Origin of the sequence: Pseudomonas sp. PDM05, assembly GCF_014851685.1 — a bacterium.
Classification (GTDB): Bacteria; Pseudomonadota; Gammaproteobacteria; order Pseudomonadales; family Pseudomonadaceae; genus Aquipseudomonas.
The window spans coordinates 58,657-84,004 of sequence record NZ_JACVAC010000016.1; the positions used below are offsets into that span (position 1 = coordinate 58,657).

Genomic DNA, 25,348 nt, shown 5'->3' on the forward strand with positions numbered 1-25,348 from the left:
ATCACTCAGGCGGGGCTTTTTAGTCGCTGCTGGAATCAGGCGAGAGGTTTGCTCTCGTGTTCTGCTTCCTGTGCAGCGGCAGCGGCAGCGGCGGCTGCTTCAGCTTCCTTGCGACGACGACGCACTTCACGTGGGTCGTTCGGCGCACGGCCGTTTTCGGTCAAGGCGCTGGCCGGGGCTGCTTCAACCACCGGAGCGGCGACTTCGGCAACCACTGGCGCTTCAACCACGGGTGCAGGCTCGACAACCGGTGCTGGCTCAGCCACTGGAGCAGGTTCTGCAACCACGACAGCTTCGGCAACCGGAGCCGGCGCTTCTTCTACCACAGGGGCAGGCGCTGGCGCTTCAACCGGGGCGGCTGGCTCGGCAGTCCACTGGAAGGCGGTCTGTTCTTCACGAACTTCACGAACTTCCAGGGCGGCTTCGACAACGGGTGCTTCAACCACGGCTTCAACCACTGGCTGAGGCTCAACGACCGGTGCCGCTTCTACCGCAACCACTTCGACTTCTGGCTGGGCTTCGTGAACCGGTGCCAGTTCGACTTGCGCAACAACCGGCGCTTCGACTGGTGTGGTTGCTTCTACAACCGGCGCTTCGGCAACAGGTGCTTCAACAGCCGGCGCTTCTACCACTGGGGTTTCGGCGACGGGTGCTTCAACTGCGGCGGTTTCTTCGACAGCAGCGGTCGCACGTTCAGCCTGCTCGTGGGCCTGGGCTTCAGCCGATGCGCTGATGACCGAGCTGGCAACGGCCGCGGTCACGGCCAGGCCGGCAGCCAGTTCGGTGCCAGTGGCTGCTTCTGCGTTCTCGCCGGCTTCTTCCGAGCCTTCGATCACGTTGCCGTTGGCGTCACGTTGACGCTCACGACGGTTGCTGCGACGACGCTGGCCACGGGAGCGGCGGCGTGGGCGATCGCCTTCGGCGCCGTCCTGACCGTCTTCCTGCGACTGCTCTTCAGCGCTCAGTACTTCTTCGTCTTCGCTGGCAGCGGCGGCCTGTTCGGCACGTGGCTGACGCTCTTCACGCGGTGGGCGTGGCTGACGTTCTTCACGTGGCGCACGCTCTTCGCGTGGCTGGCGAGCCGGGCGCTCTTCAGCAACAGCGGCGGCACCAGCAGCGGCGACGGCAGGTGCTGCGTCCAGCGGTTCACGCAGTTCACGCACGCGTTCTTCACGCTCGCCACGTGGCTTGCGATCTTCACGTGGGGCACGTGGGGTGCGTGGTGCGCGTTCTTCACGCGGTGCACGCTCTTCGCGGGCTACGGTTGGAGTCTCTTCACGGGCTTCGCGAGGAGCACGCTCTTCACGTGGTGCGCGCTCTTCACGCGGTGCACGTTCTTCGCGTGGCTTGCGCTCTTCGTCACGGCGGCCGTTGCGGTTACGGCTCTGCTGGCGACCGTTGCGACGTTCTTCGTTGCGCGCCGGGCGCTCGGCCGCTGGTTTTTCAACCACAACCGGAGCAGCAGGCTCTTCCTTGGTGGCAAACAGGCTGACCAGCGACTTCACCAGGCCCTTGAACAGGCTTGGCTCAGGCAGGGCGGCCGGTGCGGCAACCGGAGCGGCGGCTTCAACCGGGACCGGTGCGTTGGCACGGGCTGGCGCGGTCTTGACGGCGGCTTCCTGGCGAACCAGGGTGCGGGTCGCAGCGGCCGGCTGGACTTCTTCCACTTCGGCAGCAGCAGCGGCGATTTCGTAGCTGGACTGGCCGCTGTGGGCTTCCGGGCTGTCATCACGCAGGCGCTGCACTTCGAAGTGCGGCGTTTCGAGGTGATCGTTCGGCAGGATGACGATACGGGCACGGGTGCGCAGTTCGATCTTGGTGATCGAGTTGCGTTTTTCGTTGAGCAGGAACGCGGCAACCGGGATCGGCACTTGCGCGCGGACTTCGGCGGTGCGGTCTTTCAGGGCTTCTTCTTCGATCAGGCGCAGGATTGCCAGGGACAGCGATTCAACGTCACGGATGATGCCGGTGCCGTTGCAACGCGGGCAGACGATGCCGCTGCTCTCGCCCAGGGACGGACGCAGGCGCTGACGGGACATTTCCAGCAGGCCGAAGCGCGAGATGCGGCCGACTTGCACGCGGGCACGGTCAGCTTCCAGGCATTCGCGGACTTTCTCTTCCACGGCGCGCTGGTTCTTGGCTGGAGTCATGTCGATGAAGTCGATCACGATCAGGCCGCCGATGTCACGCAGGCGCAGCTGGCGGGCGATTTCTTCAGCCGCTTCCAGGTTGGTCTGCAGGGCGGTTTCTTCGATGTCGCTGCCTTTCGTTGCGCGCGCCGAGTTGATGTCGATGGACACCAGGGCTTCGGTCGGGTCGATCACGATGGAGCCACCGGAAGGCAGTTCGACTACGCGCTGGAAGGCGGTCTCGATCTGGCTTTCGATCTGGAAACGGTTGAACAGCGGCACGCTGTCTTCGTACAGCTTGATCTTGCTGGCGTACTGCGGCATCACCTGGCGGATGAAGGTCAGGGCTTCGTCCTGGGCTTCAACGCTGTCGATCAGCACTTCGCCGATGTCCTGGCGCAGGTAGTCGCGGATGGCGCGGATGATCACGTTGCTTTCCTGGTAGATCAGGAATGGCGCGGAACGATCCAGGGACGCTTCTTTGATGGCGGTCCACAGTTGCAGCAGGTAGTCGAGGTCCCACTGCATTTCTTCGCTGCTGCGGCCAAGGCCGGCAGTGCGAACGATCAGGCCCATGTCGGCCGGTGCAACCAGGCCGTTCAGCGCTTCACGCAGTTCGTTACGCTCTTCGCCTTCGATGCGACGGGAAATGCCGCCGGCACGTGGGTTGTTCGGCATCAGGACCAGGTAACGGCCAGCCAGGCTGATGAAGGTGGTCAGGGCTGCGCCCTTGTTGCCACGTTCTTCTTTTTCCACCTGGACGATGACTTCCTGGCCTTCGCTCAGGACGTCCTTGATGTTCACGCGGCCTTCAGGGGCTTTCTTGAAGTATTCGCGGGAGATTTCTTTGAGTGGCAGGAAGCCGTGGCGCTCGGAGCCGAAATCGACAAAGGCAGCCTCAAGGCTTGGTTCGATGCGAGTAATACGGCCTTTATAGATGTTGGCCTTCTTTTGCTCGCGTGCACCGGATTCGATGTCCAGGTCGTAGAGGCGTTGGCCATCTACCAGTGCAACACGCAACTCTTCGGGTTGAGTTGCGTTAATCAGCATTCTTTTCATGTTGTACCGTCGGTTTCCGGGCTGCCGGAAACGGCGTTCGGCACACACGACTTCTCACGGTCGGTGTCAGGTGCGTCAAGAGTGGTTGGCCACTCCAGTGTCCAGCGACATCTGCCCAAAGGGGGCAAAGGCGCGACGGACGCGTCCTGCTTGTTTGCTGTGGTGACCAAGGCACCACTTCAACAAAAGCTAAGGTCAGGAGGAGGAATCAACCGGCGACTGTGGACGAGATGAAGCGTCTAAATATAAGCCTAGTGCTACACGGTCCGACGGTTGTGCATCTCCACCCTACACGTATCCCTGATAATTCGGGTGCTGCCGCGCGCAGAATCCGCAGCGGGTTGGCATTTACCGTGTTTTCCAATGGGGAGAACACGCTCATGGCTAAACAAGACTAGGTGTGGGCGACTGCGCTCTCACTCAGCTCTTAACAGGCGTTGTTTCCGAAGCATTCGCCATGGTCTGGCCCAAGACTGACTGCACTTTGTGAACTGGCCGTAAATATCGGCGCAAAACGCGAGTATTCACTCTGCTTTCTGCACTCGCTTCAGGCCTCATGTCACCTGCGCTCGTTACAATCCTGAGCCTTCCAAGGTGGCGAAAGCCCCGTAGGACGGCCTCGCGTCCTGATGAATTGCGATGGTCAGGGCCGGCTGTATGCCGCATGTCCTCTGGCCAGGCCGCTTTTGGCGGCGTTCGCGACTATAGCAGCAATGATTAAGTGCTTCAATTCCATAAAAAATTGTTATCATCGCCGCCATGACGACTACCGCCCCCCAGACCCCCAGCGTCCAGCTGCTCGAGGTCTCGCCGGAATATGCCGGCCAACGCATCGACAATTTTCTCCTGGCCAGGCTCAAAGGCGTGCCCAAGACCTTGATTTACCGCATCTTGCGTAAAGGTGAAGTGCGGGTGAACAAGGGCCGGATCAAGCCCGAGTACAAGCTGCAGGCGGGCGATATCGTCCGTGTGCCGCCGGTGCGCGTGCCGGAACGTGACGAGCCTGTGCCGCTGGCCCAGGGCCTGTTGCAGCGCCTGGAAGCCTCGATTGTCTTCGAAGACAACAAGCTGATCGTGATCAACAAGCCTTGCGGCATTGCCGTCCACGGCGGCAGCGGCCTGAATTTCGGTGTGATCGAAGCCTTTCGTCAGTTGCGTCCGGATGCCAAGGAGCTGGAGTTGGTCCACCGCCTGGACCGTGACACTTCCGGCCTGCTGATGATCGCCAAGAAGCGCAGCATGTTGCGCCACCTGCACACCGCCCTGCGTGGCGATGGCGTGGACAAGCGCTACATGGCGCTGGTGCGTGGCAACTGGGCCAGCTCGATCAAGAGCGTGCGGGCGCCGCTGCAGAAGAGCAACCTGCGCTCCGGCGAGCGCATGGTGGAGGTGGACGAGGAGGGCAAAGAAGCCCTGACCCTGTTCAAGGTGCTGCGCCGCTTCGGCGACTTTGCCACCATGGTCGAAGCCAAGCCGGTCACCGGGCGAACCCACCAGATTCGTGTGCACACCCTGCATGCCGGGCATTGCATCGCCGGTGACACCAAGTACGGCGACGAGGATTTCTCCAAGGAAATCCGCGACCTGGGTGGCAAACGCCTGTTCCTGCACGCCTACATGCTCACCGTGCCGCTGCCGGATGGCGGCGAACTGAAGCTGCAGGCCCCGGTCGACGAGATGTGGGCCAAGACCGTGGAGCGTTTGAGTGTCGCACCCTGACTACAAGCTGCTGATTTTTGATTGGGACGGCACGTTGGCCGATTCGATTGGCCGGATCGTCGAGTCGATGCACGCTGCGTCGACCCGCTCGGGTTACGCGTTGTGCAGCGATCATGCGGTCAAGGGCATCATCGGCCTGGGCCTGCCCGAAGCGATCCGCACCCTGTACCCCGAGATCAGCGATGCTGAGCTGATCGCGTTCCGTGAACACTACGCCGACCACTACATCGCCCTGGAGGCCGAGCCTTCGCCGTTGTTTGAGGGGGTGGTGCATTCCCTGGCCGCGTTCCGCGCCGAGGGTTACCACCTGGCGGTCGCCACCGGCAAGGCCCGTCGCGGGCTGGATCGCGTGCTCAGGGCCCATGGCTGGGAAGATTACTTCGACATTACCCGCGCTGCCGATGAAACCGCCAGCAAGCCGCACCCGTTGATGCTGGAGCAGATCCTCGCCCATTGCGGCGTAGCGCCGCGCCAGGCGTTGATGGTGGGCGATGCCTCCTTCGACCTGATGATGGCGCGCAACGCGGGCATGGACTGTGTTGCGGTCAGTTATGGCGCCCAGTCCGCCGAAGCCTTGCAGCAGTACGAACCACGGCTGACGATCAATCATTTTTCCGAATTGCAAGCCTGGCTCGGTCAGGCTCACTAAGTCTTTGCTGGGGTTATTGGCATGAGTGATGAGTGGAAAACGCCTGAAAAGGCCGAGAATGGTGACGACAAGAGCTGGAAGCTGCTGGAGAAAACCCTCCTGGCTAGCGTCCAGGAGCAGCGTCGTGCGCGGCGGTGGGGGATTTTCTTCAAGCTGCTGACCTTCACTTACCTGCTCGGCATGCTGGTGCTGTTCAGTCCGCTGGTGGACATGGAGAAGAGTGCCGCCCGTGGCAGCAACTACACCGCCTTGATCGAGGTGCGTGGGGTAATTGCCGACAAGGAGGCCGCCAGTGCCGACAACATCGTCGGTAGTCTGCGCTCGGCGTTTGAAGATCCCAAGGTCAAGGGTGTGATCCTGCGTATCAACAGCCCGGGCGGCAGTCCGGTGCAGTCGGGTTACGTGTATGACGAGATTCGTCGCCTGCGCGGCCTGCACCCGGATACCAAGCTGTATGCGGTGATTTCCGATCTGGGTGCCTCAGGTGCCTATTACATTGCCAGTGCCGCTGACCAGATCTACGCCGACAAGGCCAGCCTGGTCGGTTCCATTGGCGTGACAGCGGCCGGTTATGGCTTTGTCGGTGCCATGGAGAAGCTGGGTGTGGAGCGTCGCACCTATACGTCGGGTGAGCACAAGTCGTTCCTGGATCCGTTTCAGCCGCAGAAGCCTGATGAGACCCAGTTCTGGCAGGGTGTGCTCGACACCACGCATCGCCAGTTCATCGCCAGCGTGAAGCAGGGGCGCGGGGATCGGCTGAAGGATAAGGAACATCCGGAGCTGTTTTCCGGCTTGGTCTGGTCCGGCGAGCAGGCGCTGCCGTTGGGCTTGATCGATGGGCTGGGCAGTGCCAGCTCGGTGGCGCGGGACGTGGTCGGCGAGAAAGAGCTGGTGGACTTTACGGTGCAGGAATCGCCGTTTGATCGGTTCTCCAAGAAGCTGGGTGCCAGCGTGGCGGAGAAGCTCGCGCTGTACATGGGCTTCCAGGGTCCGACCCTGCGCTGAGATTTCGAACCTGGTGTAGATCAAAATGTGGGAGCGGGCCTGCCCGCGAATGCGGTGTTTCAGTCACCTGATGTATTGGCTGATCCACTGCATTCGCGGGCAAGCCCGCTCCCACATTTGGTTTTGTGGTGGGCTTAGGGGATTTGTACGCCTTCGGCCAGCAGCATATCCACCAGTCGAATCAATGGCAGCCCGATCAGGCTGGTGGCATCCGGCCCTTCGGTGCTCTGGAACAGGCTCACGCCCAGTCCCTCGGCCTTGAAGCTGCCTGCGCAGTCATACGGCTGCTCGATGCGCAGGTAACGCTCGATTCGCTCGGCGTCCAGTACGCGCATCTGCACCGTGAATGGCACGCAGTCCACCTGGCAGTGGCCGGTGTCGCTGTTGAGCAGGGCCAGGCCGGTGAGGAAGCTGACGCGCTTGCCGCTCGCCGCCAGCAATTGTTTACGGGCGTTCTCGAAGGTGTGGGGTTTGCCGATGATCCGTCCGTCGAGCGCCGCCACTTGGTCGGAGCCGATGATCAAATGCCCTGGGTGCTCGGCGGCAAGGGCGCGGGCTTTTTCTGCGGCGAGGCGCTTGACCAGCTCGACGGCAGACTCATTGGCGCGATGGCTTTCGTCAATGTCCGGCGAGCTGCAGATGAACGGCAAGTGCAGGCGGCCGAGCAATTCCCGGCGATAAACCGAGCTGGAAGCGAGTAATAAAGGCAGCATGGGCGTCTCCTCAGGGCAGTCGCGGATTCTAGCGAGGACTCCTGGCGACGGACAGGGCTGAATTTCCTTTGACATGGCTGGGTGCATCCCTATAATGCTGCGCCTATGTTGAATGACCCGATTCCACCTCACGTTGACCCGCGCAAATTGGCTGATCGTGGCACTTCCCTTCAAGGTGAATTGCTGCTGGCCGATTTGGAGAGACTCTGCGACCCGCTTTCCGACACTGTCGGTACGGTGCAGGCGAAATTCGTTTTTGAACGAGATGAACGTAAATCTGTGGTAATTCACAGCTTTATCGACACCGAAGTCAAAATGGTTTGCCAGCGTTGTCTTGAGCTGGTCACCCTGCCGATTCACAGCGAATGCAGTTACGCTGTGGTAAAGGAGGGTGCGAATACCCAGTCGTTGCCGAAAGGTTATGACGTGCTGGAACTGGGCGAAGATCCATTGGATCTGCATGCACTGATCGAGGAGGAGCTTCTGCTCGCCTTGCCCATTGTGCCTGCTCATCATCCGGAAGAATGCCAGCAGCCGGAGGGGCTCGATGACGAGTCCGAACCGAGCGAGGACGAGGTAACGCGGTCCAACCCGTTCAGTGTATTGGCGCAGTTAAAGCGTGACCCAAACGTTTAGGAGTTAATCAATTATGGCTGTTCAGCAGAACAAAAAATCCCGCTCTGCCCGTGACATGCGTCGTTCGCACGACGCCCTGACGGCAAGCACTCTGTCTGTAGAAAAAACCACTGGTGAAATTCACCTGCGTCACCACGTATCGCCAGAAGGCGTATACCGTGGTCGTAAAGTGATCGACAAGGGCGCTGACGAGTAATCACTTGTCTGCTCTAGTCATCGCGATAGACGCAATGGGCGGGGACTTCGGTCCCCGCAGCATTGTTCAGGCCTGCATTGCCAGCCTGTCTGCAACGCCCTCGCTGCACCTGACCCTTGTCGGTCAACCCTCCTTACTTGAAGAACTGATTGCCAGCCATCCGGCGGTGGATCGCGCGCGCCTGACGATTACGCCAGCCAGCGAAACCATCACCATGGATGAGAAGCCGGCGGCTGCCCTGCGTGGCAAGCCTGACTCTTCAATGCGGGTGGCGCTTGAGTTGCTGCGCGATGGCAAGGTGCAAGCCTGCGTCAGTGCGGGCAATACCGGGGCGTTGATGGCGTTGTCGCGCTATGTACTCAAGACGCTGCCAGGCATTGACCGGCCGGCGATGGTCGCGGCCATTCCGACGCAGAAGGGCTATTGCCAACTGCTGGACCTTGGCGCGAACGTCGATTGCAGTGCCGAGCACCTGTTCCAGTTCGCCGTCATGGGCTCGGTGGCTGCCGAAGCGCTAGGCGTGGCTCGCCCGCGAGTGGCGCTGCTGAATATCGGCACCGAAGACATCAAGGGCAACCAACAGGTCAAGCTCGCCGCTACGCTGCTTCAAGGCGCACGCGGCTTGAACTACATCGGCTTCGTCGAAGGTGATGGTTTGTACCGGGGTGAGGCGGATGTGGTGGTGTGCGACGGGTTTGTCGGCAATATCCTGCTCAAATCCAGTGAGGGGCTGGCGACCATGATCGCCGCGCGCATCGAGGCGTTGTTCAGGCAAGGTTTTGCGTCGCGCCTGGTCGGTGCCCTGGCGCTGCCGTTGATGCGGCGCCTGCAGGCTGACCTGGCGCCGGCGCGGCATAACGGTGCGAGCTTTCTCGGCCTGCAGGGCATTGTGGTGAAAAGCCATGGTTCGGCCGGTGTAGAAGGCTTTCAAAGCGCGATTGCGCGAGCCCTGATCGAGATCCAGGAAAACCTGCCGCAACGCTTGCATGGCCGTCTTGAAGACCTGTTGCCTTAGGCGAATCGGCCCGGAAATGCTTAAATGTGACCGGCCAGTTCAATTGACCATCCAATCTGTCAGTTTCGTGCGCTCCCATCGTAGGCGCGTTCATTTTTGACGACCAGATCATTAGGGGCTTGTTACATGTCTACATCCCTCGCATTCGTCTTTCCAGGGCAGGGTTCGCAGTCCCTCGGCATGTTGGCCGAGCTGGGCGCGCAATACCCGCTGATCCTGGACACTTTCAAGGAAGCTTCCGATGCCCTGGGTTACGACCTGTGGGCTCTGACCCAGCAAGGGCCGGAAGAGCAGCTCAATCAAACCGACAAGACCCAGCCGGCCATCCTGACCGCTTCGATCGCCCTGTGGCGCTTGTGGCTGGCCGAAGGCGGCGCGCGTCCGGCATTCGTTGCCGGTCACAGCCTGGGCGAATATAGCGCCCTGGTCGCGGCGGGCAGCCTGACCCTCGGTGAAGCGGTCAAACTGGTCGAGCGTCGTGGTCAACTGATGCAAGAAGCCGTTCCGGCGGGGCAGGGCGGCATGGCTGCAATCCTGGGCCTGGACGATGCAGTAGTGATCGAAGCCTGTGCCGAAGCGGCCCAGGGTGAAGTGGTCAGCGCAGTGAACTTCAACTCCCCTGGTCAGGTGGTGATCGCCGGTGCCAAGGCAGCAGTCGAGCGCGCCATCGAAGGCTGCAAGGCTCGTGGTGCCAAGCGTGCGTTGCCGTTGCCGGTAAGCGTGCCGTCCCACTGTGAGCTGATGCGCCCGGCAGCCGAGCGTTTTGCCGAGTCCATCGCCGCCATCAACTGGCAGGCGCCGCAGATCCCGCTGGTGCAGAACGTCAGCGCGGCCGTGGCCGCCGACCTCGATACCCTCAAGCGCGACCTGCTGGAGCAGCTCTACAAGCCGGTACGCTGGGTTGAATCGGTCCAGACCCTGGCCGCCAATGGCGCCACCGAACTGGTCGAGTGCGGCCCGGGCAAAGTCCTGGCCGGCCTGAACAAGCGCTGCGCCGACGGTGTGTCGACCGCTAACCTCAATACCCCGGATGCCTTTGCTGCCGCTCGCGCAGCACTGGCCTGAAGAATTAGGAGAAGCCTGCATGAGTCTGCAAGGTAAAGTTGCACTGGTTACTGGCGCAAGCCGTGGTATTGGCCAGGCCATCGCCCTCGAACTGGGTCGCCAAGGCGCCATCGTGATCGGCACCGCCACCTCCGCTTCGGGCGCCGAGCGTATCGCCGCGACCCTGAAGGAAAACGGCGTACAAGGCACCGGCCTTGAGCTGAACGTGACCAGCGATGAGTCCGTGGCTGCCGTATTGGCCCAGATCACTGCGCAGTTCGGCGCGCCGGCTATTCTGGTAAACAACGCCGGTATTACCCGCGACAACCTGATGATGCGCATGAAAGACGACGAGTGGTACGACGTGGTCGATACCAACCTGAACAGTCTGTTTCGCCTGTCCAAGGGCGTTTTGCGCGGCATGACCAAGGCGCGTTGGGGCCGAATTATCAATATTGGCTCCGTAGTGGGTGCCATGGGCAACGCAGGCCAAGTAAACTACGCGTCCGCCAAGGCCGGTCTGGAAGGTTTCAGCCGTGCATTGGCACGTGAAGTCGGTTCGCGGTCGATTACGGTCAACTCGGTGGCCCCAGGGTTCATCGACACCGATATGACCCGCGAGCTGCCGGAAGCACAGCGTGAAGCCTTGCTGACGCAGATTCCGCTGGGCCGTCTGGGCCAGGCTCAAGAGATCGCGAATGTGGTCACTTTCCTGGCATCCGACGGTGCGGCATACGTGACTGGGGCTACAATCCCGGTTAACGGCGGGATGTACATGAGTTAAATTGTGACGGATCGCTTCAAAAAAATGTCATACGAGCTGTCTAAAATCCGTTATAAAGCTGCAACTTAATTTATAGGCAGGTGGCCGACCGGGTACGTGGGTGAAGCTTTCAGTTGAAAAGCTGAAAAGGCTTTCTATACACTTACCCACTGGCCAGCTGCCTGAATTTGTCCATTAGGAGTTAAACAAGGTATGAGCACCATCGAAGAGCGCGTCAAGAAAATCGTTGCCGAGCAACTGGGCGTCAAAGAAGAAGAAGTGGTCAACACTGCTTCCTTCGTAGAAGACCTGGGTGCCGATTCCCTTGACACCGTTGAGCTGGTGATGGCTCTGGAAGAGGAATTCGAGACCGAAATCCCGGACGAAGAAGCTGAAAAAATCACTACTGTTCAAGCTGCTATCGACTACGTTACCAGCCATCAGGCGTAATAGTTTTTAGTCGTCGCTTGCTGTTGGGAAAAACCGCACTGCTGTTACAGCGTGCGGTTTTTTCTTTAGCTCTGACGAAAAGTGAGCCTGAAGCAAAGTGTCGTCATTAGAAAAAGGAGAGTGCTGTGTCGCGTAGACGCGTCGTAGTCACCGGTATGGGTATGTTGTCGCCACTGGGTACGGATGTGCCGAGCAGTTGGCAGGGCATTCTGGCTGGCCGCAGTGGTATTGGTCTGATTGAACATACGGACCTTTCTGCCTATTCCACCCGTTTTGGCGGCTCGGTAAAGGGTTTCAATGTCGAGGAATATCTCTCGATCAAAGAGTCCCGCAAACTCGACCTGTTCATTCAATACGGCCTGGCTGCCGGTTTTCAGGCAGTGCGTAATGCCGGCCTGGAAGTTACCGACGCCAACCGTGATCGCATCGGCGTGGCCATGGGTTCGGGTATTGGTGGTCTGACCAATATCGAAGAAACCAGCCGCATCCTGCACGATACTGGCCCCCGTCGAATTTCACCGTTCTTCGTGCCGGGCTCGATCATCAATATGATTTCCGGCTTCCTGTCCATCCACTTGGGCGCACAGGGACCTAACTACGCCATCGCCACCGCGTGCACTACCGGTACGCATTGCATCGGTATGGCGGCGCGCAACATCGCCTACGACGAAGCTGACGTGATGATCGCCGGCGGCGCTGAAATGGCTGCCTGCGGCCTTGGCATGGGCGGCTTTGGCGCGTCCCGTGCGCTGTCGACCCGCAACGACGAGCCGACTCGTGCCAGCCGTCCGTGGGACAAGGGCCGTGACGGTTTCGTGCTGTCCGACGGTGCCGGCGCCCTGGTGCTGGAAGAGTTGGAACACGCCAAGGCGCGTGGCGCCACCATCTACGCCGAGCTGATCGGCTTTGGCATGAGCGGCGACGCCTACCACATGACTTCGCCACCGTCCGACGGTGCCGGTGCTGCACGTTGCATCACCAACGCCCTGCGCGACGCGAAGATCAATGCGGACCAGGTGCAGTACATCAATGCCCACGGCACCTCGACCCCGACCGGCGACCTGGCGGAAGCCGAGGCCATCAAGTCGGTGTTCGGCGAACACGCCTACAAGCTGGCGGTCAGTTCCACCAAGTCCATGACCGGTCACCTGTTGGGTGCGGCGGGCGCGGTCGAGGCGATTTTCAGTGTGATGGCCATCAAGGATCAGGTCGCTCCGCCGACCATCAACCTGGATGAGCCGGACGAGGGCTGCGATCTGAACTTCGTGCCGCATGAACCGCAACCGATGCCGATCGACGTGACGATCTCCAACTCGTTCGGCTTTGGTGGCACCAACGGTTCCCTGGTGTTCCGCCGGTTCGCCGAGTGATGGACAGCTGGGTCGACGGTCAGCCAGCGGACAGCGTGCCTCTGAAAGATCGCGGCCTGGCGTATGGCGATGGGCTATTCGAGACCATCGCCGTCAAGGCCGGGCAGCCTGTGCTGCTCGACCGCCACCTGCAGCGTCTTGAAGACGGTTGCAGGCGCCTCGCTCTCGCCGCGGATCACAGTGTGATTCGCAGCGAAGTGCAGGCCTATGCCGCCGCCCTCGGCGACGGTGTTCTCAAGTTGATCCTCACCCGTGGCGACAGCCTGAGAGGTTATGGCCTCAACCCCGGCGCGCCGCTGCGCCGTATCTTGCAGGGCAGTCCGCCCGCTACCTATCCCCCGGCTCATGGAAGCGACGGCATCCGCCTGTTTCCGTGCGCCACCCGCTTGGCCGAGCAGCCTCTGCTTGCCGGCCTCAAACACCTCAACCGCCTGGAACAAGTGATCGCCCGCGCCGAATGGCAGGATGCCGAGCACGCCGAAGGCTTGATGCTGGATACGTCCGGGCGGGTCATTGAAGGCGTATTCAGCAACCTGTTCCTGGTGCGCAACGGCTTGTTATTAACCGCCGATCTGACCCGTTGCGGCGTTGCCGGCGTGATGCGCGCCGAGATTCTGGCCCAGGCGCAAACCCTGGGCATCCCGGTGGCCGTGGCCGACATCAGCATCGAACAGTTGCAGCAGGCCGATGAAGTCTTCGTTTGCAACAGCGTTTATGGCATCTGGCCGGTGCGTGCCTGCGCTGCGATGAGCTGGTCGGTTGGGCCGCTCACCCGTAAACTGCAAGGCATTGTTCGCGCGCTATTGGATATTTGAGTTGATACGAAAACTGGTTGTACTGCTGCTGGTTGGTCTGTTCTCGGCGGCTTTGCTGTTGGGCTATGGCGCCTGGAAATACGACGCTGCCCTCAAGCAGCCCCTGAACCTGACCCAGGAGCAGCTGCTCGACGTACCGGCCGGGGCGACGCCTACCGGCACCTTCAATCGCCTCGAAGCCGACGGCGTGCTCGACGGCGCCTTCTGGTTGCGTCTTTACTGGCGTTTCAATCTCGACGGCCAGCCCCTGCACAGCGGCGAATACCGCATGACCCCCGGCATGACCGCACAAGGTTTGATCGGCCTGTGGCAGCGTGGCGAAGTGGTGCAATACAGCCTGACTCTGGTGGAGGGCTGGAACTTCCGCCAAGTACGCTCGGCCCTGGCCAAGCATGAAAAGATCGTGCAAACCCTGTCAGGCCTCACCGACAGCGAAGTGATGGACAAGCTTGGCCACCCCGGCGTGTTTCCGGAAGGGCGCTTCTTCCCCGACACCTACCGCTTCGTACGCGGCATGACTGACGTCGAGTTCCTGAAAAAAGCCTACAACCGCCTGGACGATGTCCTCGCCCAGGAGTGGAGCAAGCGGGCTGCCGATGTGCCGTATACCGAGCCCTACCAGGCGCTGATCATGGCTTCGCTGGTGGAGAAGGAGACCGGCGTGCCGGAGGAGCGCGGCCAGATTGCCGGGGTGTTTGTGCGCCGGATGAAGATCGGCATGCTGCTGCAGACCGACCCGACGGTGATCTATGGCCTGGGGGAGCGCTACAACGGCAAGTTGACCCGTGCCCATCTCAAGGAAGCCAACCCCTACAACACCTACATGATTGCCGGCCTGCCGCCGACGCCCATCGCCATGGTCGGCCGCGAAGCGATCCATGCCGCGCTGAACCCGGTGCCGGGCAGCAGCCTGTATTTTGTCGCCCGTGGCGATGGCAGCCATATTTTCTCCGATGACCTGGATGCGCATAATGCCGCCGTGCGCGAGTTCCAGCTCAAGCGCCGCGCCGATTACCGCTCCAGCCCGGCGCCTGCGGCAAAGCCGGCAGAAGACGCAACACCACCGGCCGATGCGCCTGCCGAACCGCAAAGCCCGCAATGACTCTGACTAAGGACTGCCCGTGACTGGCTTGTTTATTACCCTGGAAGGCCCTGAAGGCGCCGGCAAAAGCACCAACCGCGATTACCTGGCCGAGCGCTTGCGCGCTGATGGCGTCGAGGTGGTGTTGACCCGTGAGCCCGGTGGCACGCCGCTGGCCGAGCGCATCCGCGAAGTGCTGCTGGCCCCGGGTGACGAGCCGATGAATCCGGATACCGAACTGCTGCTGGTGTTCGCCGCCCGCGCCCAGCATCTGGCTGAAGTGATCCGCCCGGCGCTGGCCCGCGGTGCCGTCGTGATCTGCGACCGCTTCACCGATTCCACCTACGCCTACCAGGGCGGCGGCCGCGGTTTGTCCCTGGCGCGTATCGCCACCTTGGAAACCTTCGTGCAAGGCGATCTGCGTCCCGACCTGACCCTGGTATTCGACCTGCCGGTGGAAGTCGGCCTGGCCCGCGCCAGTGCCCGTGGTCGCCTGGATCGCTTCGAGCTGGAAGGCCGTGCATTCTTCGACGCGGTGCGCAGCGCGTTTCTCGCGCGTGCCAAGGCCGAGCCGGCACGCTACTACCTGCTGGACGCTGCCCAACCCTTGGCCCAGGTGCAGCACGCCATCGATGCCTTGCTGCCCACGTTGCTGGAGCGCGCCCGTGGCTGAAGCCTACCCGTGGCAGGCCAGCCTCTGGCAACAGTTGGCCGGCCGTGCCCAGCACGCCCACGCTTACCTGTTGCACGGGCCGATTGGCATCGGCAAGCGCGCGCTTGCCGAGCGTCTGATGGCCAGCCTGTTGTGCCAGCGCCCGGTCAATCTGGAGGCGTGTGGCGAGTGCAAATCCTGCCTGTTGCTCAAGGCCGGCAGCCATCCGGATAACTACCTGCTGGAACCTGAAGAAGCCGACAAGGCGATCAAGGTCGATCAGGTGCGCGATCTCGTCAGCTTCGTGGTGCAGACCGCGCAGATGGGCGGGCGCAAAGTCGTGTTGATCGAGCCGGTGGAGGCGATGAACATCAATGCCGCCAACGCCCTGCTCAAGAGCCTGGAAGAGCCGTCCGGCGATACGGTGTTGCTGCTGGTGAGCCACCAGTCCAGTCGTTTGCTGCCGACTATCCGCAGCCGCTGTGTACAGCAGGCCTGCCCGTTGCCGAGCGAGGCCATGAGCCTCGAGTGGCTGGCCCAGGCGTTGCCGGAGTGCAGCGCAGAAGAGCGTGGCGAATTGCTGACCCTGGCCGCCGGTTCGCCGCTGGCTGCGGTGAAATTGCAGGCCCAAGGCGTACGTGAACAACGTGCGCTGGTGGTGGATGGGGTGAAGAAACTGCTCAAGCAGGAACTGTCCGCCACCCAGTTGGCCGAGACGGCCTGGAAGGATATTCCGCTGTTGCTGCTGTTCGACTGGTTTTGCGACTGGTCGAGCCTGATCCTGCGCTATCAGTTGACCCAGGACGAAAACGGCCTGGGCCTGCCGGACATGCGCAAAGTCGTGCAGTACCTGGCGCAGAAAAGCGCTCAGGACAAGGTGCTCAACATTCAGGACTGGATTCTTGCCCAGCGCCAGAAGGTGCTCGGCAAAGCCAACCTCAACCGCGTGCTGTTGCTCGAAGCGCTGCTGGTGCAGTGGGTCGGTTTGCTCGGCCGCCGTTAATTTCCGTGGCCGACCGGTGTATCGTCGGCCAGACCCTTTTTCGCGACTCAAGTTGTAATTGCCCATGCTCGTAGATTCCCATTGCCACCTAGATCGCCTTGACCTCGCCCAGCACGGCGGCTCCCTTGATGCCGCCCTCGAAGCCGCGCGCCAGTGTGGGGTAGGGCACTTCCTGTGCATCGGCGTCAGCGCTGAAAACGCGGCCGACGTCAAAGCCCTGGCCGAGCGTTATGTGGATGTGGACTGCTCGGTGGGGATCCACCCGCTGGACCTCAAGCCCGGCGAAGCCCCGGCCCTCGACTGGTTGCTGGGCGAACTCAATCACCCGCGTGTGGTGGCGATCGGCGAAACCGGCCTGGATTACCACTACGAACCCGAGGCTGCCGAATTGCAGCAGGCCTCCTTCCGCCTGCACTTGCAGGCCGCCCAGCAGACCGGCAAGCCGGTGATCGTCCACACCCGTGGCGCCCGCGCCGACACCCTGGCCCTGCTGCGCGAAGCCGCGTTGCCCCAGGCCGGTGTGCTGCATTGCTTCACCGAAGACTGGGACATGGCCAAGGCGGCCCTGGACCTGGGTTTCTACATTTCCCTGTCGGGTATCGTCACCTTCCGCAACGCCGACGCCCTTCGCGATGTGGCGCGCCAAGTGCCGGCCGATCGCCTGCTGGTGGAGACCGACTCGCCGTACCTGGCGCCCATCCCCCATCGCGGCAAGCCGAACCTGCCGGAGTACGTGCGGGATGTGGCGGATTACCTGGCGATGTTGCGCGGCGAGTCCTACGAGCGTTTTGCCGAGCAGACCACGCAGAACTTCAAGCGTCTGTTCCCGTTGGCCCACGTCAAATCGTAGGCAAAAAAAACCCGGGTTCTGGGGGGTGAATCCGGGTTAAGACCATTAGGAGTAAAACAGGGCACGCAGTCCGTCGGTACCCAGGGTCGGCGCGTCACTTGGGGGAGATGTCACGCCGACAGTTCAAGTATTGATCAGTATCTGATTCAGTCCAGTCGTGACTGGTCGATTTTTAAACAGATTTGGAATACACGCGCTTCGCTTGAGTTCTCATCGCGCGGGTGCACAGGCGCAGTTTGTGCGTGTTATTTCTGACTGGGAGCGGTGAAAACGTTGGCGCGCTGAAACTAAAGTGCATGACGGGTTCACATAGGCGTTGCCCAACGACCGTTCAGTCGGGATAATCCCTCGCACCGGGTAAATCGTATCGCCGCGTCTGCGTGGCCCTGCGCAACCCTCCCCATAGTCACCTTTGCAGACCTCTTCCTCATGCACAAAGAACCCCGTAAGGTCCGTGAGTTTCGCCGCCGTGAGCAGGAAATTCTCGACACCGCGCTCAAGCTGTTCCTCGAACAAGGTGAAGACAGCGTCACCGTCGAGATGATCGCGGATGCCGTGGGTATCGGCAAAGGCACGATCTACAAGCACTTCAAGTCCAAGGCCGAGATCTACCTGCGCCTGATGCTCGATTACGAGCGCGACTTGAACGAGCTGCTGCATTCGGCCGATGTGGACAAGGACAAGGAAGCCCTGTCCCGCGCCTACTTCGAGTTCCGCATGCGCGACCCGCAGCGTTATCGCCTGTTCGACCGCCTGGAAGAAAAGGTGGTCAAGGGCCATCAGGTGCCGGAAATGGTCGAGGAACTGCACAAGATCCGCGCCTCGAACTTCGAACGCCTGACCCTGTTGATCAAGGGCCGCATCAGCGAAGGCAAGCTTGAAGACGTACCGCCGTATTTCCACTACTGCGCCGCCTGGGCGTTGGTGCATGGTGCCGTGGCGCTGTACCACTCGCCATTCTGGAGCAATGTGTTGGAAGATCAGGAAGGTTTCTTCCAGTTCCTGATGGACATCGGCGTGCGCATGGGCAACAAGCGCAAGCACAGCACCGAACTGCCGCCCGCTGAAACGCCCGCCAGCTAATGATTTGCTGCCACGCGTAGTACCCCAGGAATATACTCAGGCAAGGACTCTTGCTAAAAGCTGATTTTTAAGTCAGCTTTTAGCGCGCCCGAATCATCCTCTGCCGGAGTGATCCATGATCGTTGATCGTCAAGGCAGGCGTTTTCGCAATTTGCGGATCAGCCTGACCTCAGCCTGCAATTATGCGTGTACCTACTGCGTGCCCAATGGCAAGCGGTTGGTGGCTGCCCAGGACGAACTCTCGGCCGAGGCCATGGCGCGGGGTGTCGAGTACCTGATCGAAGCGGCGGGCATCGAGCGCCTGCGCATCACCGGCGGTGAGCCGCTGGTCAGTCCCAAACTGGAAGCCTTCATGGGCGCGGTGGGGCAGCTGGGCCTGAGTGACATCAGCCTGACCACCAACGGCCAACTGCTGGCGCGCAAACTGCCGTTGCTGGTGGAGGCCGGGATCAAGCGCATCAACGTCTCCCTCGACACCCTGGACGCCGCCGCCTTCCGCAGCATCGCCCGTGGCGGCGACCTGGCCAGCGTGCTCGACGGTATGGACCAGGCCCGCGCCGCCGGGATCAAGATCAAGGTCAACATGGTGCCGTTGCGCGGCCAGAACCTGGATCAGGTGATGCCACTGCTCGACTACTGCCTGGAGCGTGGTTACGAGCTGCGTTTTATCGAGTTGATGCGCATGGGCCACCTGGCCAAGGATTCCAATGCATTCCTGCAGCAATTCGTCAGCCTGCAACAGCTGCTCAGCCTGATCGGCGAACAATACGAATACCTGCAAGCCAACGCTCCGGTGGACGCCACCGCTGTGCGTTATGAAATCCCCGGCAAGGGCTACTTCGGCGTGATCGCCAACGAAAGCGTGCCGTTCTGCCGCACCTGTTCGCGGCTGCGCCTGTCGTCCACGGGTTGGTTGCATGGCTGTCTGTCGTCGAGCAACCGTCACTATGTCGGCGACCTGCTGGACAAGCCGCGCCATCAGGCGCTGCCGGCGCTGCAAGGGCTGTTGATGAAGGCCTTGGGCGATAAGCAGGAAGTGGCGTTCTCGGGCGGGGCCACCATCATGAAGATCATTGGCGGCTGACCCGATATTCTTCCGCCACATTCCCCTGTGGGAGCGGGCTTGCTCGCGAATGCGGTGTATCAGAAACAGATGTGCTGACTGACACACCGCATTCGCGAGCAAGCCCGCTCCCACACAAGCCCGCTCCCACATTTGATTTGTGTCGTCTGTGAATGGCGCGGATTCTGCATCTCACGCCCATTCGCCGGTTTTCCGTCACCGGCTTCTGGAGGATTAGGATGCGTAGTCTGGTTTTGTTGCTGGCGTCGTTGGCGCTGAGTGGTTGCATGACCGTCAGCGATATGGCCGAAGGCACTCGCTATCAGATGAGTGACGCCGGGTTGCTCGACCACAGCGACACCCGCCGTACCAACTCGATCCGCCTGCAACCGGACTCCTTTGTCTTTATCGCTCAAGGCGCATTTGTGCCGCCGGGCAGTGCCTACCCGCGTCCCAACGTGGTGGCCGAAGAAGCCTTCAACGGGTTCGTCGAGTACTTCCCCATGGTCCGTCGCGCCCGTCAGCCGGAAGGTCTCGAGCAGGCAATGACTGAAGCGCGCGGCGCGGGGGCCCACTACCTGCTGTATTGCCGTTTCGCGGCAGCCGATGACCGCATCGGCAACGCCGATGAATGGGCCGACCAGGAAGCCCTCGATCGCGTCGGCCTCGACAGCGGTGTGATCCAGGTGATGTTGATCGAGACCAGCACCCAGTATTTGATTGATACTGTGCGGATTCGCAGCCGTGGCGGTTTACTGACGTTCCACGACAACCGACCCCAGGATCTGATCGCCCGCCCCCTGGCGCAGTACGCCCGCAGCCTGCTGGGCATGAGCGATCAATAAGACACAGGAGCAGCCCATGACCGATTCCGCCAAGGCCAATGATCTGTTGGCCCAACTGCCCAAGGGCAAGGGACCGGCGCCAGTGCACCTATGGAACCCGGAGTTCTGCGGCCATATCGACATGCGCATCGCCCGCGACGGCACCTGGTTCTACCAGGGCACGCCGATCGGGCGTAAGCCGATGGTCAAGCTGTTCTCCAATATCATCCGCCGCGATGGCGATGAGTACTTTCTGATCACTCCCGTGGAAAAAGTCGGCATCCGCGTCGATGATGCGCCGTTCGTTGCGCTGACACTTGACGTCGAAGGGCAGGGCGAAAGCCAGGTGCTGCGCTTTACCACCAATGTCGACGAGCAGATCGATGCCGGCCTCGAGCACCCGCTGCGGGTGGTCATTGACCCAGTCACCCAGGAACCGTCACCCTATCTGCGGGTGCGCACCAACCTCGAAGCCCTCGTGCATCGCAATGTGTTCTACCAATTGGTCGAACTGGCGGTCAGCCGTCCGATCAACGGTCAGAACTGGCTGGGCGTATGGAGTGGCGGGGAATTCTTCAGGATTGGCCTGGAACCCTGAGGCTGGCTTTTTCATCCTCCTAAAATAATTCGCTTGCTGACAGCGGGCGCTTTCGGGTATGAATTTGTACATGATTAGACATGTTCGATTTGATAAGAAAAAACGCGTCGTCGACGAGCTCATCCGCCGTATCGAGGGTGGGGTGATGGCCGACGGTTTCCTGCTCCCGGGTGAGCATCAACTGGCCGAAGAGTTTGCCGTCAGCCGGGGCACCCTGCGCGAGGCGCTGGCCGAGCTCAAGCGACGTCATTACATTGCGACCCAGAGCGGCGTCGGCTCCATCGTTACCTTTGACGGCATGATGCTCGACCAGCGCAGCGGCTGGGCACAAGCCCTGGCGGACACCGGGGCGCAGGTGAGCACCGACGTCCTGCGGTTCGAGGCCGTGAGCCGCCCGGACCTGTTCAGCCGCTTCGGCACCGAGCAATTCATTGCTCTCGACCGCCGCCGGCGCACGTCAGACGGTACCGCCGTGTCCCTGGAACGTTCGCTGATGCCGGCTTCCGGTGGCCTGGAGAGCCTGCCGGATGTTGGCCTGATCGAAAACTCCCTGACCATCACCTTGGCAGCCTACGGCTTTGTCGGCGCCGAAGGTGACCAATGGATCGGCGCCGAGCCCCTCAGTGACAGCGACGCCGAGCTGCTCGGTCGCCCCAGCGGCAGCGTGTTTCTCAAGGCCTCGCGCACCACCTATGACCGTCGCGAGCGCTTTATGGAATACGTTGAAAGCTTGCTCGACCCGCTGCACTTTCGCCTGCATCTGCAATTTGGAAACCCGAAATGACCCCGCTCAACCGCGCGCTCGGCGCCTTCTACGGCCTGGCCTTGGGCGATGCCCTGGGCATGCCCACCCAGTCCCTGAGCCGCGAACAGGTGCGCGCACGCTTCGGTGCGATCACCACCCTGGAAGATGCCGACGCCAACCAGCCCATCGCACCGAACATGCCCGCCGGTTCCATCACCGATGACACCGAGCAGGCGATTCTGGTCGGCGAGCTGCTCGTCGAAGGCCGAGGCACCATCGAGCCGAGCGTGCTGGCCAAGCGCTTGATCGCGTGGGAAGCGCTGATGCGCGCCAAGGGTTCCCAGGACTTGCTCGGCCCATCGACCAAACGTGCGATCGACATGATCCTCGCCGGCCACACCCCGCAGGAGTCCGGGCGTTACGGCACCACCAACGGTGCCGCGATGCGCATCACCCCGGTCGGTATCGCCGCTGATGTCAGCGATCCGGCGCGGTTTATCCAGGCTGTGATCCAGGCGTGCCAGGTCACCCACAACACCAGCCTGGGCATCTCCAGCGCGGCGGCGGTGGCGGCGGTGGTCTCGGCCGGGATCAACGGCGTGGATTTGGGCGAAGCACTGAACATCGGCACCCAGATCGCCCAGCAGGCGCAAAGCCATGGTCACTGGATTGCCGGAGGACGCATGTCCACCCGCATCAGTTGGGCGCGCACCCTGAGTGTCGGCAGTGGCGACAAAGCGCTGTTTGCCGATTTGCTCTACGAATTGATCGGCACCTCCGTCGCATCCCAGGAGTCGGTCGTGGTCTCGTTCGCCCTTGCGCAGCAAGTGGCGGTGGGCGACATGAGCGCGTTTGAAGCCTTGTGCCTGGCTGCCAGCCTGGGCGGCGACACCGATACCATCGCCGCGATTCTCGGCGCCATGCTGGGTGCCTGCCTGGGCATGCAGTGCTGGCCACAGGCGATGGTCGAGCAGGTCAGGCGGGTCAATGGTCTGGACTTGCAGCCACTGGTCCAGGCACTACTCGCCCTGCGCTGACTGGCACAGATCCACCCGCTCCCACACTTGATCGACTGCATGGAACACTTGCCACAACCACAATAAGACAGGCACCAGGAGCATCCTTCATGAGTAGCACCCCTAGCGGCCAAAGCGCCGGGCAATTGGAAACACGTGGTATCGAACCGGTTCCGGAAAGCGAGTGCAACGGCCATCCGCTGCAACTGTTCTGGGTCTGGTTCGCCGCCAATATCAGCATCCTCGGCCTGCCGCTGGGGGCGACGCTGGTGGCGTTTCGCGGCCTGGCCATCTGGCAGGCAATCATCGTCGCGATCCTCGGCGCGGCCGGTTCGTTCGCGGTGGTGGGCATCATCTCCATCGCCGGTCGACGTGGCCGTGCGCCGAGCCTGACCTTGTCCCGGGCGATCTTCGGCGTGCGCGGCAACATCGGCCCGACGCTGGTCTCGCTGATGTCGCGCCTGGGCTGGGAAACCGTGAACACCACCACAGCCGCGTTCGTGCTGCTGTCGTTGTGCTCGATCCTGTTTGGCTCGCCGGTCGAGGCGAAAAGCGCACCGGTTCTGACGCTAGTATTCATCGCCATCTTCGTGCTGCTGACCCTGTCGGTATCCGGCCTCGGTCACGCCACCTTGCTGGTGATCCAGAAGTGGGCGACCTACGTGTTCGGCGCCCTGAATATCCTGGTGGGCGGCTTCCTCTGCGCCACCATCGACTGGAGCGCGGTGTTCAACGCGACGCCGGCGCCGCTGAGTGCGATGATCATCGGCGTCGGCACCATGGCCGCCGGCACGGGGATCGGCTGGGCCAATGCCGGCGCCGACATGTCGCGTTACCAGCACCGCAGCGTCAAGGCCGTGCGCCTGGTGGCCTCGGCCGCGTTTGGCGCGGGCATCCCGCTGGTGCTGCTGATCACCCTCGGCGGCCTGCTCTCGGTGGGCAACAACGACCTGGCCTCGGCCACCGACCCGATCATCGCGATCCGCGACATGCTGCCGACCTGGATGGCCGTGCCGTACCTGATCACCGCGTTCGGCGGGCTGCTGCTGTCGAACAACCTGTCGGTGTACTCGGCGGGCCTCACCACCTTGACCCTCGGCTTGAAGGTCAAGCGCGTGCACGCAGTGATCGTCGACATCGTGGCGATCTTCGCCGGCTCGATCTACTTCATGCTGATCGCCGACAGCTTCTACGGCCCGTTCATCACCTTCATTTCGCTGTTGGCGGTACCGATCACCGCGTGGGTCGGGATCTTCGTGGTCGACCTGATCCACCGTCACCACTACAGCGCCAACGACCTGCTGGACGTCAGCCCGAGCAGTGCCTATTGGTACCGCGGCGGCGTGGAATGGCGCGCGTTTGGCGCCTGGGCCGTGGCGATCGTGCTGGGTTTCAGCTTTACCACCATCGGCACCACCGCCGAAAACATCTGGTTCGCCGGGCCTTTGTCCGACTCCTGGCTGGGCCACAACGGCCTGGGCTGGATCGTCACCTTCCTGGTGGCCGGCGGGATTTATGCCGTACTGGGCGGCGCATCCGACCGTCGCCCGGCGTTAGTCGAGCGTCGTCATGTCTAGATTGCTGCACACCGGCCAGGTCATTGTCGATCTGGTCATGGCCCTGGAAACCTTGCCCGCGACTGGCGGTGACGTGTTGGCACAATCCGCCAGTTTCGAAGCCGGCGGTGGTTTCAACGTGATGGCGGCGGCACGGCGCAACGGCTTGCCGGTGGTGTATCTCGGGCGCCACGGCAACGGGCGCTTTGGTGACTTGGCCCGCGCGGCGATGCAGGCCGAAGGTGTCGAGATGGCCCAGGCCGCCAGCCCCGATAAAGACACGGGCTTGTGTGTGTCCCTGACCGAGGCTACGACCGAGCGCACGTTTATTTCCCATCTTGGTGCCGAGGGCGAGTTGACGGCCGAGGATTTGGCGCGGGTTGTCCCGCAGGCGGACGATTATGTCTATGTCAGCGGTTACAGCCTGTTGCTCGAAGGCAAGGCCCAGGCGTTGCTCGATTGGCTGTTGGCGCTGCCGCGTGAGATCACCCTGGTGTTCGATCCGGGCCCGCTGGTCAAGGCGCCGGAGTCGGCGCTGATGGCAGCGTTGCTGCCGCGTATCGACATCTGGACCAGCAATGGTCCGGAGGTGTTGGCATTTACTGGTGCGGCTACGTTGGCGCAGGCCTTGAGCGCCTTGCAACGGTATCTGCCCGAGGGCGCATTGCGGGTGGTGCGCGATGGCCCGAATGGCTGCTGGGTGAATGGCGAACAGGTGCCGGGCTTCAAGGTGACGGCGGTGGACAGCAACGGTGCGGGCGATGCCCATGCTGGGGTGTTTATCGCAGGCTTGGCCAATGGCCTCGCACCCGCCCAGGCGGCGCGCCGTGCGAACGCTGCGGCAGCCTTGGCCGTGACGCGCTGGGGCCCGGCCACTTCTCCTGGCACCGCCGAGGTCGACGCGCTATTGGCGCGCTGAACCGCGGCAAAAATGTGGCAGGAGGCAAGCCCCCTGCCACATTGGGTTTCGGAACATGCTTTCTACGGCGCAGGCTGTTTCGGCGCGCCCGGCAGGTTGGAATCATCGCCTTTGTTGATCGTCGGCTCGTTCACCGAGGGGCCCATCTTGCCATTGCCCACCGCAGTTGGCGCCTGGCGTTCCGCGTCGTGCCCCTTGGTGTGCGGGTCGGCGCCGTTGGAGTTTTCGATCACCGCCCCATTGTTGATTTGCAGCCCCGTGCCCATGGATTTCTGGGACTCGGTGGTCGCGTCAGGGGTGCTCGTGCCGGTGGAGGAGGTGGCCGCAAAACCGCTCAGCGAAACCGACGACAACAGGCCTGCAAAGGCGAGGGCAGCCAACTTGGAATGCTTCAT

At 61.9% G+C, this 25,348-nt stretch carries 26 protein-coding genes; 23 read left to right on the forward strand and 3 right to left on the reverse strand.

Features of this window, described 5'->3' with window-relative positions:
• Nucleotides 1–35: 35 nt before the first annotated feature.
• A complete protein-coding gene (gene rne, locus IB241_RS24035) occupies nucleotides 36–3,188 on the reverse strand; it encodes a ribonuclease E (RefSeq protein WP_192300672.1) in 3,153 nt (1,050 codons plus the stop codon).
• Nucleotides 3,189–3,947: 759 nt separating this feature from the next.
• Here rne and rluC point away from each other — a divergent pair.
• The 3 genes from rluC to IB241_RS24050 are packed head-to-tail and all read left to right on the forward strand — an operon-like array spanning nucleotide 3,948 to nucleotide 6,561.
• Entirely contained in the window at nucleotides 3,948–4,907 is a 960-nt protein-coding gene (gene rluC, locus IB241_RS24040) for a 23S rRNA pseudouridine(955/2504/2580) synthase RluC (RefSeq protein WP_033901273.1), read from the forward strand.
• Nucleotides 4,894–5,556, forward strand: a complete 663-nt coding sequence (locus IB241_RS24045; protein WP_192300673.1) for an HAD-IA family hydrolase — start codon at nucleotides 4,894–4,896, stop codon at nucleotides 5,554–5,556. The genes rluC and IB241_RS24045 overlap by 14 nt, the downstream gene beginning before the upstream one ends.
• Before the next feature lie 21 nt (nucleotides 5,557–5,577).
• Nucleotides 5,578–6,561: a S49 family peptidase gene (locus tag IB241_RS24050; RefSeq protein ID WP_192300674.1), complete on the forward strand. Its 984-nt coding sequence runs from the start codon at nucleotides 5,578–5,580 to the stop codon at nucleotides 6,559–6,561.
• Between the two features lie 134 nt (nucleotides 6,562–6,695).
• On the opposite strand, the gene IB241_RS24055 is transcribed toward IB241_RS24050, so the two are convergent.
• Nucleotides 6,696–7,274, reverse strand: a complete 579-nt coding sequence (locus tag IB241_RS24055) for a Maf family protein (RefSeq protein ID WP_192300675.1) — start codon at nucleotides 7,272–7,274, stop codon at nucleotides 6,696–6,698.
• A 105-nt stretch (nucleotides 7,275–7,379) separates the two neighbouring features.
• Here IB241_RS24055 and IB241_RS24060 point away from each other — a divergent pair, with 105 nt between their 5' ends.
• The 20 genes from IB241_RS24060 (at nucleotide 7,380) to IB241_RS24155 (ending at nucleotide 24,953) form a co-directional block, all read left to right on the forward strand.
• Entirely contained in the window at nucleotides 7,380–7,910 is a 531-nt protein-coding gene (locus IB241_RS24060) for a YceD family protein (RefSeq protein ID WP_015885435.1), read from the forward strand.
• A gap of 13 nt (nucleotides 7,911–7,923) precedes the next feature.
• Nucleotides 7,924–8,106 (forward strand): 50S ribosomal protein L32, encoded by a 183-nt coding sequence (gene rpmF / locus IB241_RS24065; protein ID WP_008152339.1) that lies wholly within the window; start codon nucleotides 7,924–7,926, stop codon nucleotides 8,104–8,106.
• Between the two features lie 4 nt (nucleotides 8,107–8,110).
• On the forward strand, nucleotides 8,111–9,121 hold the full coding sequence (gene plsX, locus IB241_RS24070) for a phosphate acyltransferase PlsX (protein WP_192300676.1): 1,011 nt from the start codon (nucleotides 8,111–8,113) through the stop codon (nucleotides 9,119–9,121).
• A gap of 126 nt (nucleotides 9,122–9,247) precedes the next feature.
• The gene (fabD, locus tag IB241_RS24075; RefSeq protein ID WP_021491483.1) at nucleotides 9,248–10,186 is read left to right on the forward strand and encodes an ACP S-malonyltransferase; all 939 of its coding nucleotides are present in this window, start codon (nucleotides 9,248–9,250) and stop codon (nucleotides 10,184–10,186) included.
• A 19-nt stretch (nucleotides 10,187–10,205) separates the two neighbouring features.
• Nucleotides 10,206–10,949, forward strand: a complete 744-nt coding sequence (gene fabG, locus IB241_RS24080) for a 3-oxoacyl-ACP reductase FabG (protein ID WP_192300677.1) — start codon at nucleotides 10,206–10,208, stop codon at nucleotides 10,947–10,949.
• A gap of 192 nt (nucleotides 10,950–11,141) precedes the next feature.
• Nucleotides 11,142–11,378, forward strand: coding sequence for an acyl carrier protein (gene acpP, locus IB241_RS24085; RefSeq protein WP_003175607.1), 237 nt, complete (start codon nucleotides 11,142–11,144; stop codon nucleotides 11,376–11,378).
• Nucleotides 11,379–11,503: 125 nt separating this feature from the next.
• Nucleotides 11,504–12,748: a beta-ketoacyl-ACP synthase II gene (gene fabF / locus IB241_RS24090; protein WP_192300678.1), complete on the forward strand. Its 1,245-nt coding sequence runs from the start codon at nucleotides 11,504–11,506 to the stop codon at nucleotides 12,746–12,748.
• Nucleotides 12,748–13,563, forward strand: coding sequence for an aminodeoxychorismate lyase (gene pabC, locus IB241_RS24095; RefSeq protein WP_192300679.1), 816 nt, complete (start codon nucleotides 12,748–12,750; stop codon nucleotides 13,561–13,563). The genes fabF and pabC overlap by 1 nt, the downstream gene beginning before the upstream one ends.
• A gap of 1 nt (nucleotide 13,564) precedes the next feature.
• Nucleotides 13,565–14,665 (forward strand): endolytic transglycosylase MltG, encoded by a 1,101-nt coding sequence (mltG, locus tag IB241_RS24100; protein ID WP_192300680.1) that lies wholly within the window; start codon nucleotides 13,565–13,567, stop codon nucleotides 14,663–14,665.
• Nucleotides 14,666–14,684: 19 nt separating this feature from the next.
• On the forward strand, nucleotides 14,685–15,317 hold the full coding sequence (tmk, locus tag IB241_RS24105; protein ID WP_192300681.1) for a dTMP kinase: 633 nt from the start codon (nucleotides 14,685–14,687) through the stop codon (nucleotides 15,315–15,317).
• Complete coding sequence (locus IB241_RS24110; protein ID WP_192300682.1) at nucleotides 15,310–16,299, forward strand: DNA polymerase III subunit delta'; 990 nt, start codon at nucleotides 15,310–15,312, stop codon at nucleotides 16,297–16,299. The genes tmk and IB241_RS24110 overlap by 8 nt, the downstream gene beginning before the upstream one ends.
• Nucleotides 16,300–16,363: 64 nt before the next feature.
• Complete coding sequence (locus IB241_RS24115) at nucleotides 16,364–17,149, forward strand: TatD family hydrolase (RefSeq protein ID WP_192300683.1); 786 nt, start codon at nucleotides 16,364–16,366, stop codon at nucleotides 17,147–17,149.
• A gap of 429 nt (nucleotides 17,150–17,578) precedes the next feature.
• Entirely contained in the window at nucleotides 17,579–18,232 is a 654-nt protein-coding gene (locus IB241_RS24120; protein WP_192300684.1) for a TetR/AcrR family transcriptional regulator, read from the forward strand.
• Nucleotides 18,233–18,347: 115 nt separating this feature from the next.
• Nucleotides 18,348–19,316, forward strand: coding sequence for a GTP 3',8-cyclase MoaA (locus IB241_RS24125; RefSeq protein ID WP_192300685.1), 969 nt, complete (start codon nucleotides 18,348–18,350; stop codon nucleotides 19,314–19,316).
• Between the two features lie 218 nt (nucleotides 19,317–19,534).
• Complete coding sequence (locus tag IB241_RS24130) at nucleotides 19,535–20,140, forward strand: DUF4823 domain-containing protein (RefSeq protein WP_192300686.1); 606 nt, start codon at nucleotides 19,535–19,537, stop codon at nucleotides 20,138–20,140.
• A gap of 16 nt (nucleotides 20,141–20,156) precedes the next feature.
• Nucleotides 20,157–20,717, forward strand: a complete 561-nt coding sequence (locus tag IB241_RS24135; protein ID WP_192300687.1) for a DUF1285 domain-containing protein — start codon at nucleotides 20,157–20,159, stop codon at nucleotides 20,715–20,717.
• A gap of 70 nt (nucleotides 20,718–20,787) precedes the next feature.
• Nucleotides 20,788–21,501 (forward strand): GntR family transcriptional regulator, encoded by a 714-nt coding sequence (locus tag IB241_RS24140; RefSeq protein ID WP_192300688.1) that lies wholly within the window; start codon nucleotides 20,788–20,790, stop codon nucleotides 21,499–21,501.
• Nucleotides 21,498–22,499 carry an ADP-ribosylglycohydrolase family protein gene (locus IB241_RS24145; RefSeq protein WP_192300689.1) on the forward strand — a complete coding sequence of 334 codons (1,002 nt, stop codon included), beginning with the start codon at nucleotides 21,498–21,500 and terminating at the stop codon, nucleotides 22,497–22,499. The genes IB241_RS24140 and IB241_RS24145 overlap by 4 nt, the downstream gene beginning before the upstream one ends.
• An 89-nt stretch (nucleotides 22,500–22,588) precedes the next feature.
• On the forward strand, nucleotides 22,589–24,055 hold the full coding sequence (locus tag IB241_RS24150) for a purine-cytosine permease family protein (RefSeq protein WP_192300690.1): 1,467 nt from the start codon (nucleotides 22,589–22,591) through the stop codon (nucleotides 24,053–24,055).
• Nucleotides 24,048–24,953, forward strand: a complete 906-nt coding sequence (locus tag IB241_RS24155; RefSeq protein WP_192300691.1) for a PfkB family carbohydrate kinase — start codon at nucleotides 24,048–24,050, stop codon at nucleotides 24,951–24,953. Before IB241_RS24150 ends, IB241_RS24155 begins: the two co-directional genes overlap by 8 nt.
• A gap of 62 nt (nucleotides 24,954–25,015) precedes the next feature.
• Here the strand turns inward: IB241_RS24155 and IB241_RS24160 are convergent, their stop codons facing one another.
• Nucleotides 25,016–25,348, reverse strand: coding sequence for a hypothetical protein (locus IB241_RS24160; protein WP_192300692.1), 333 nt, complete (start codon nucleotides 25,346–25,348; stop codon nucleotides 25,016–25,018).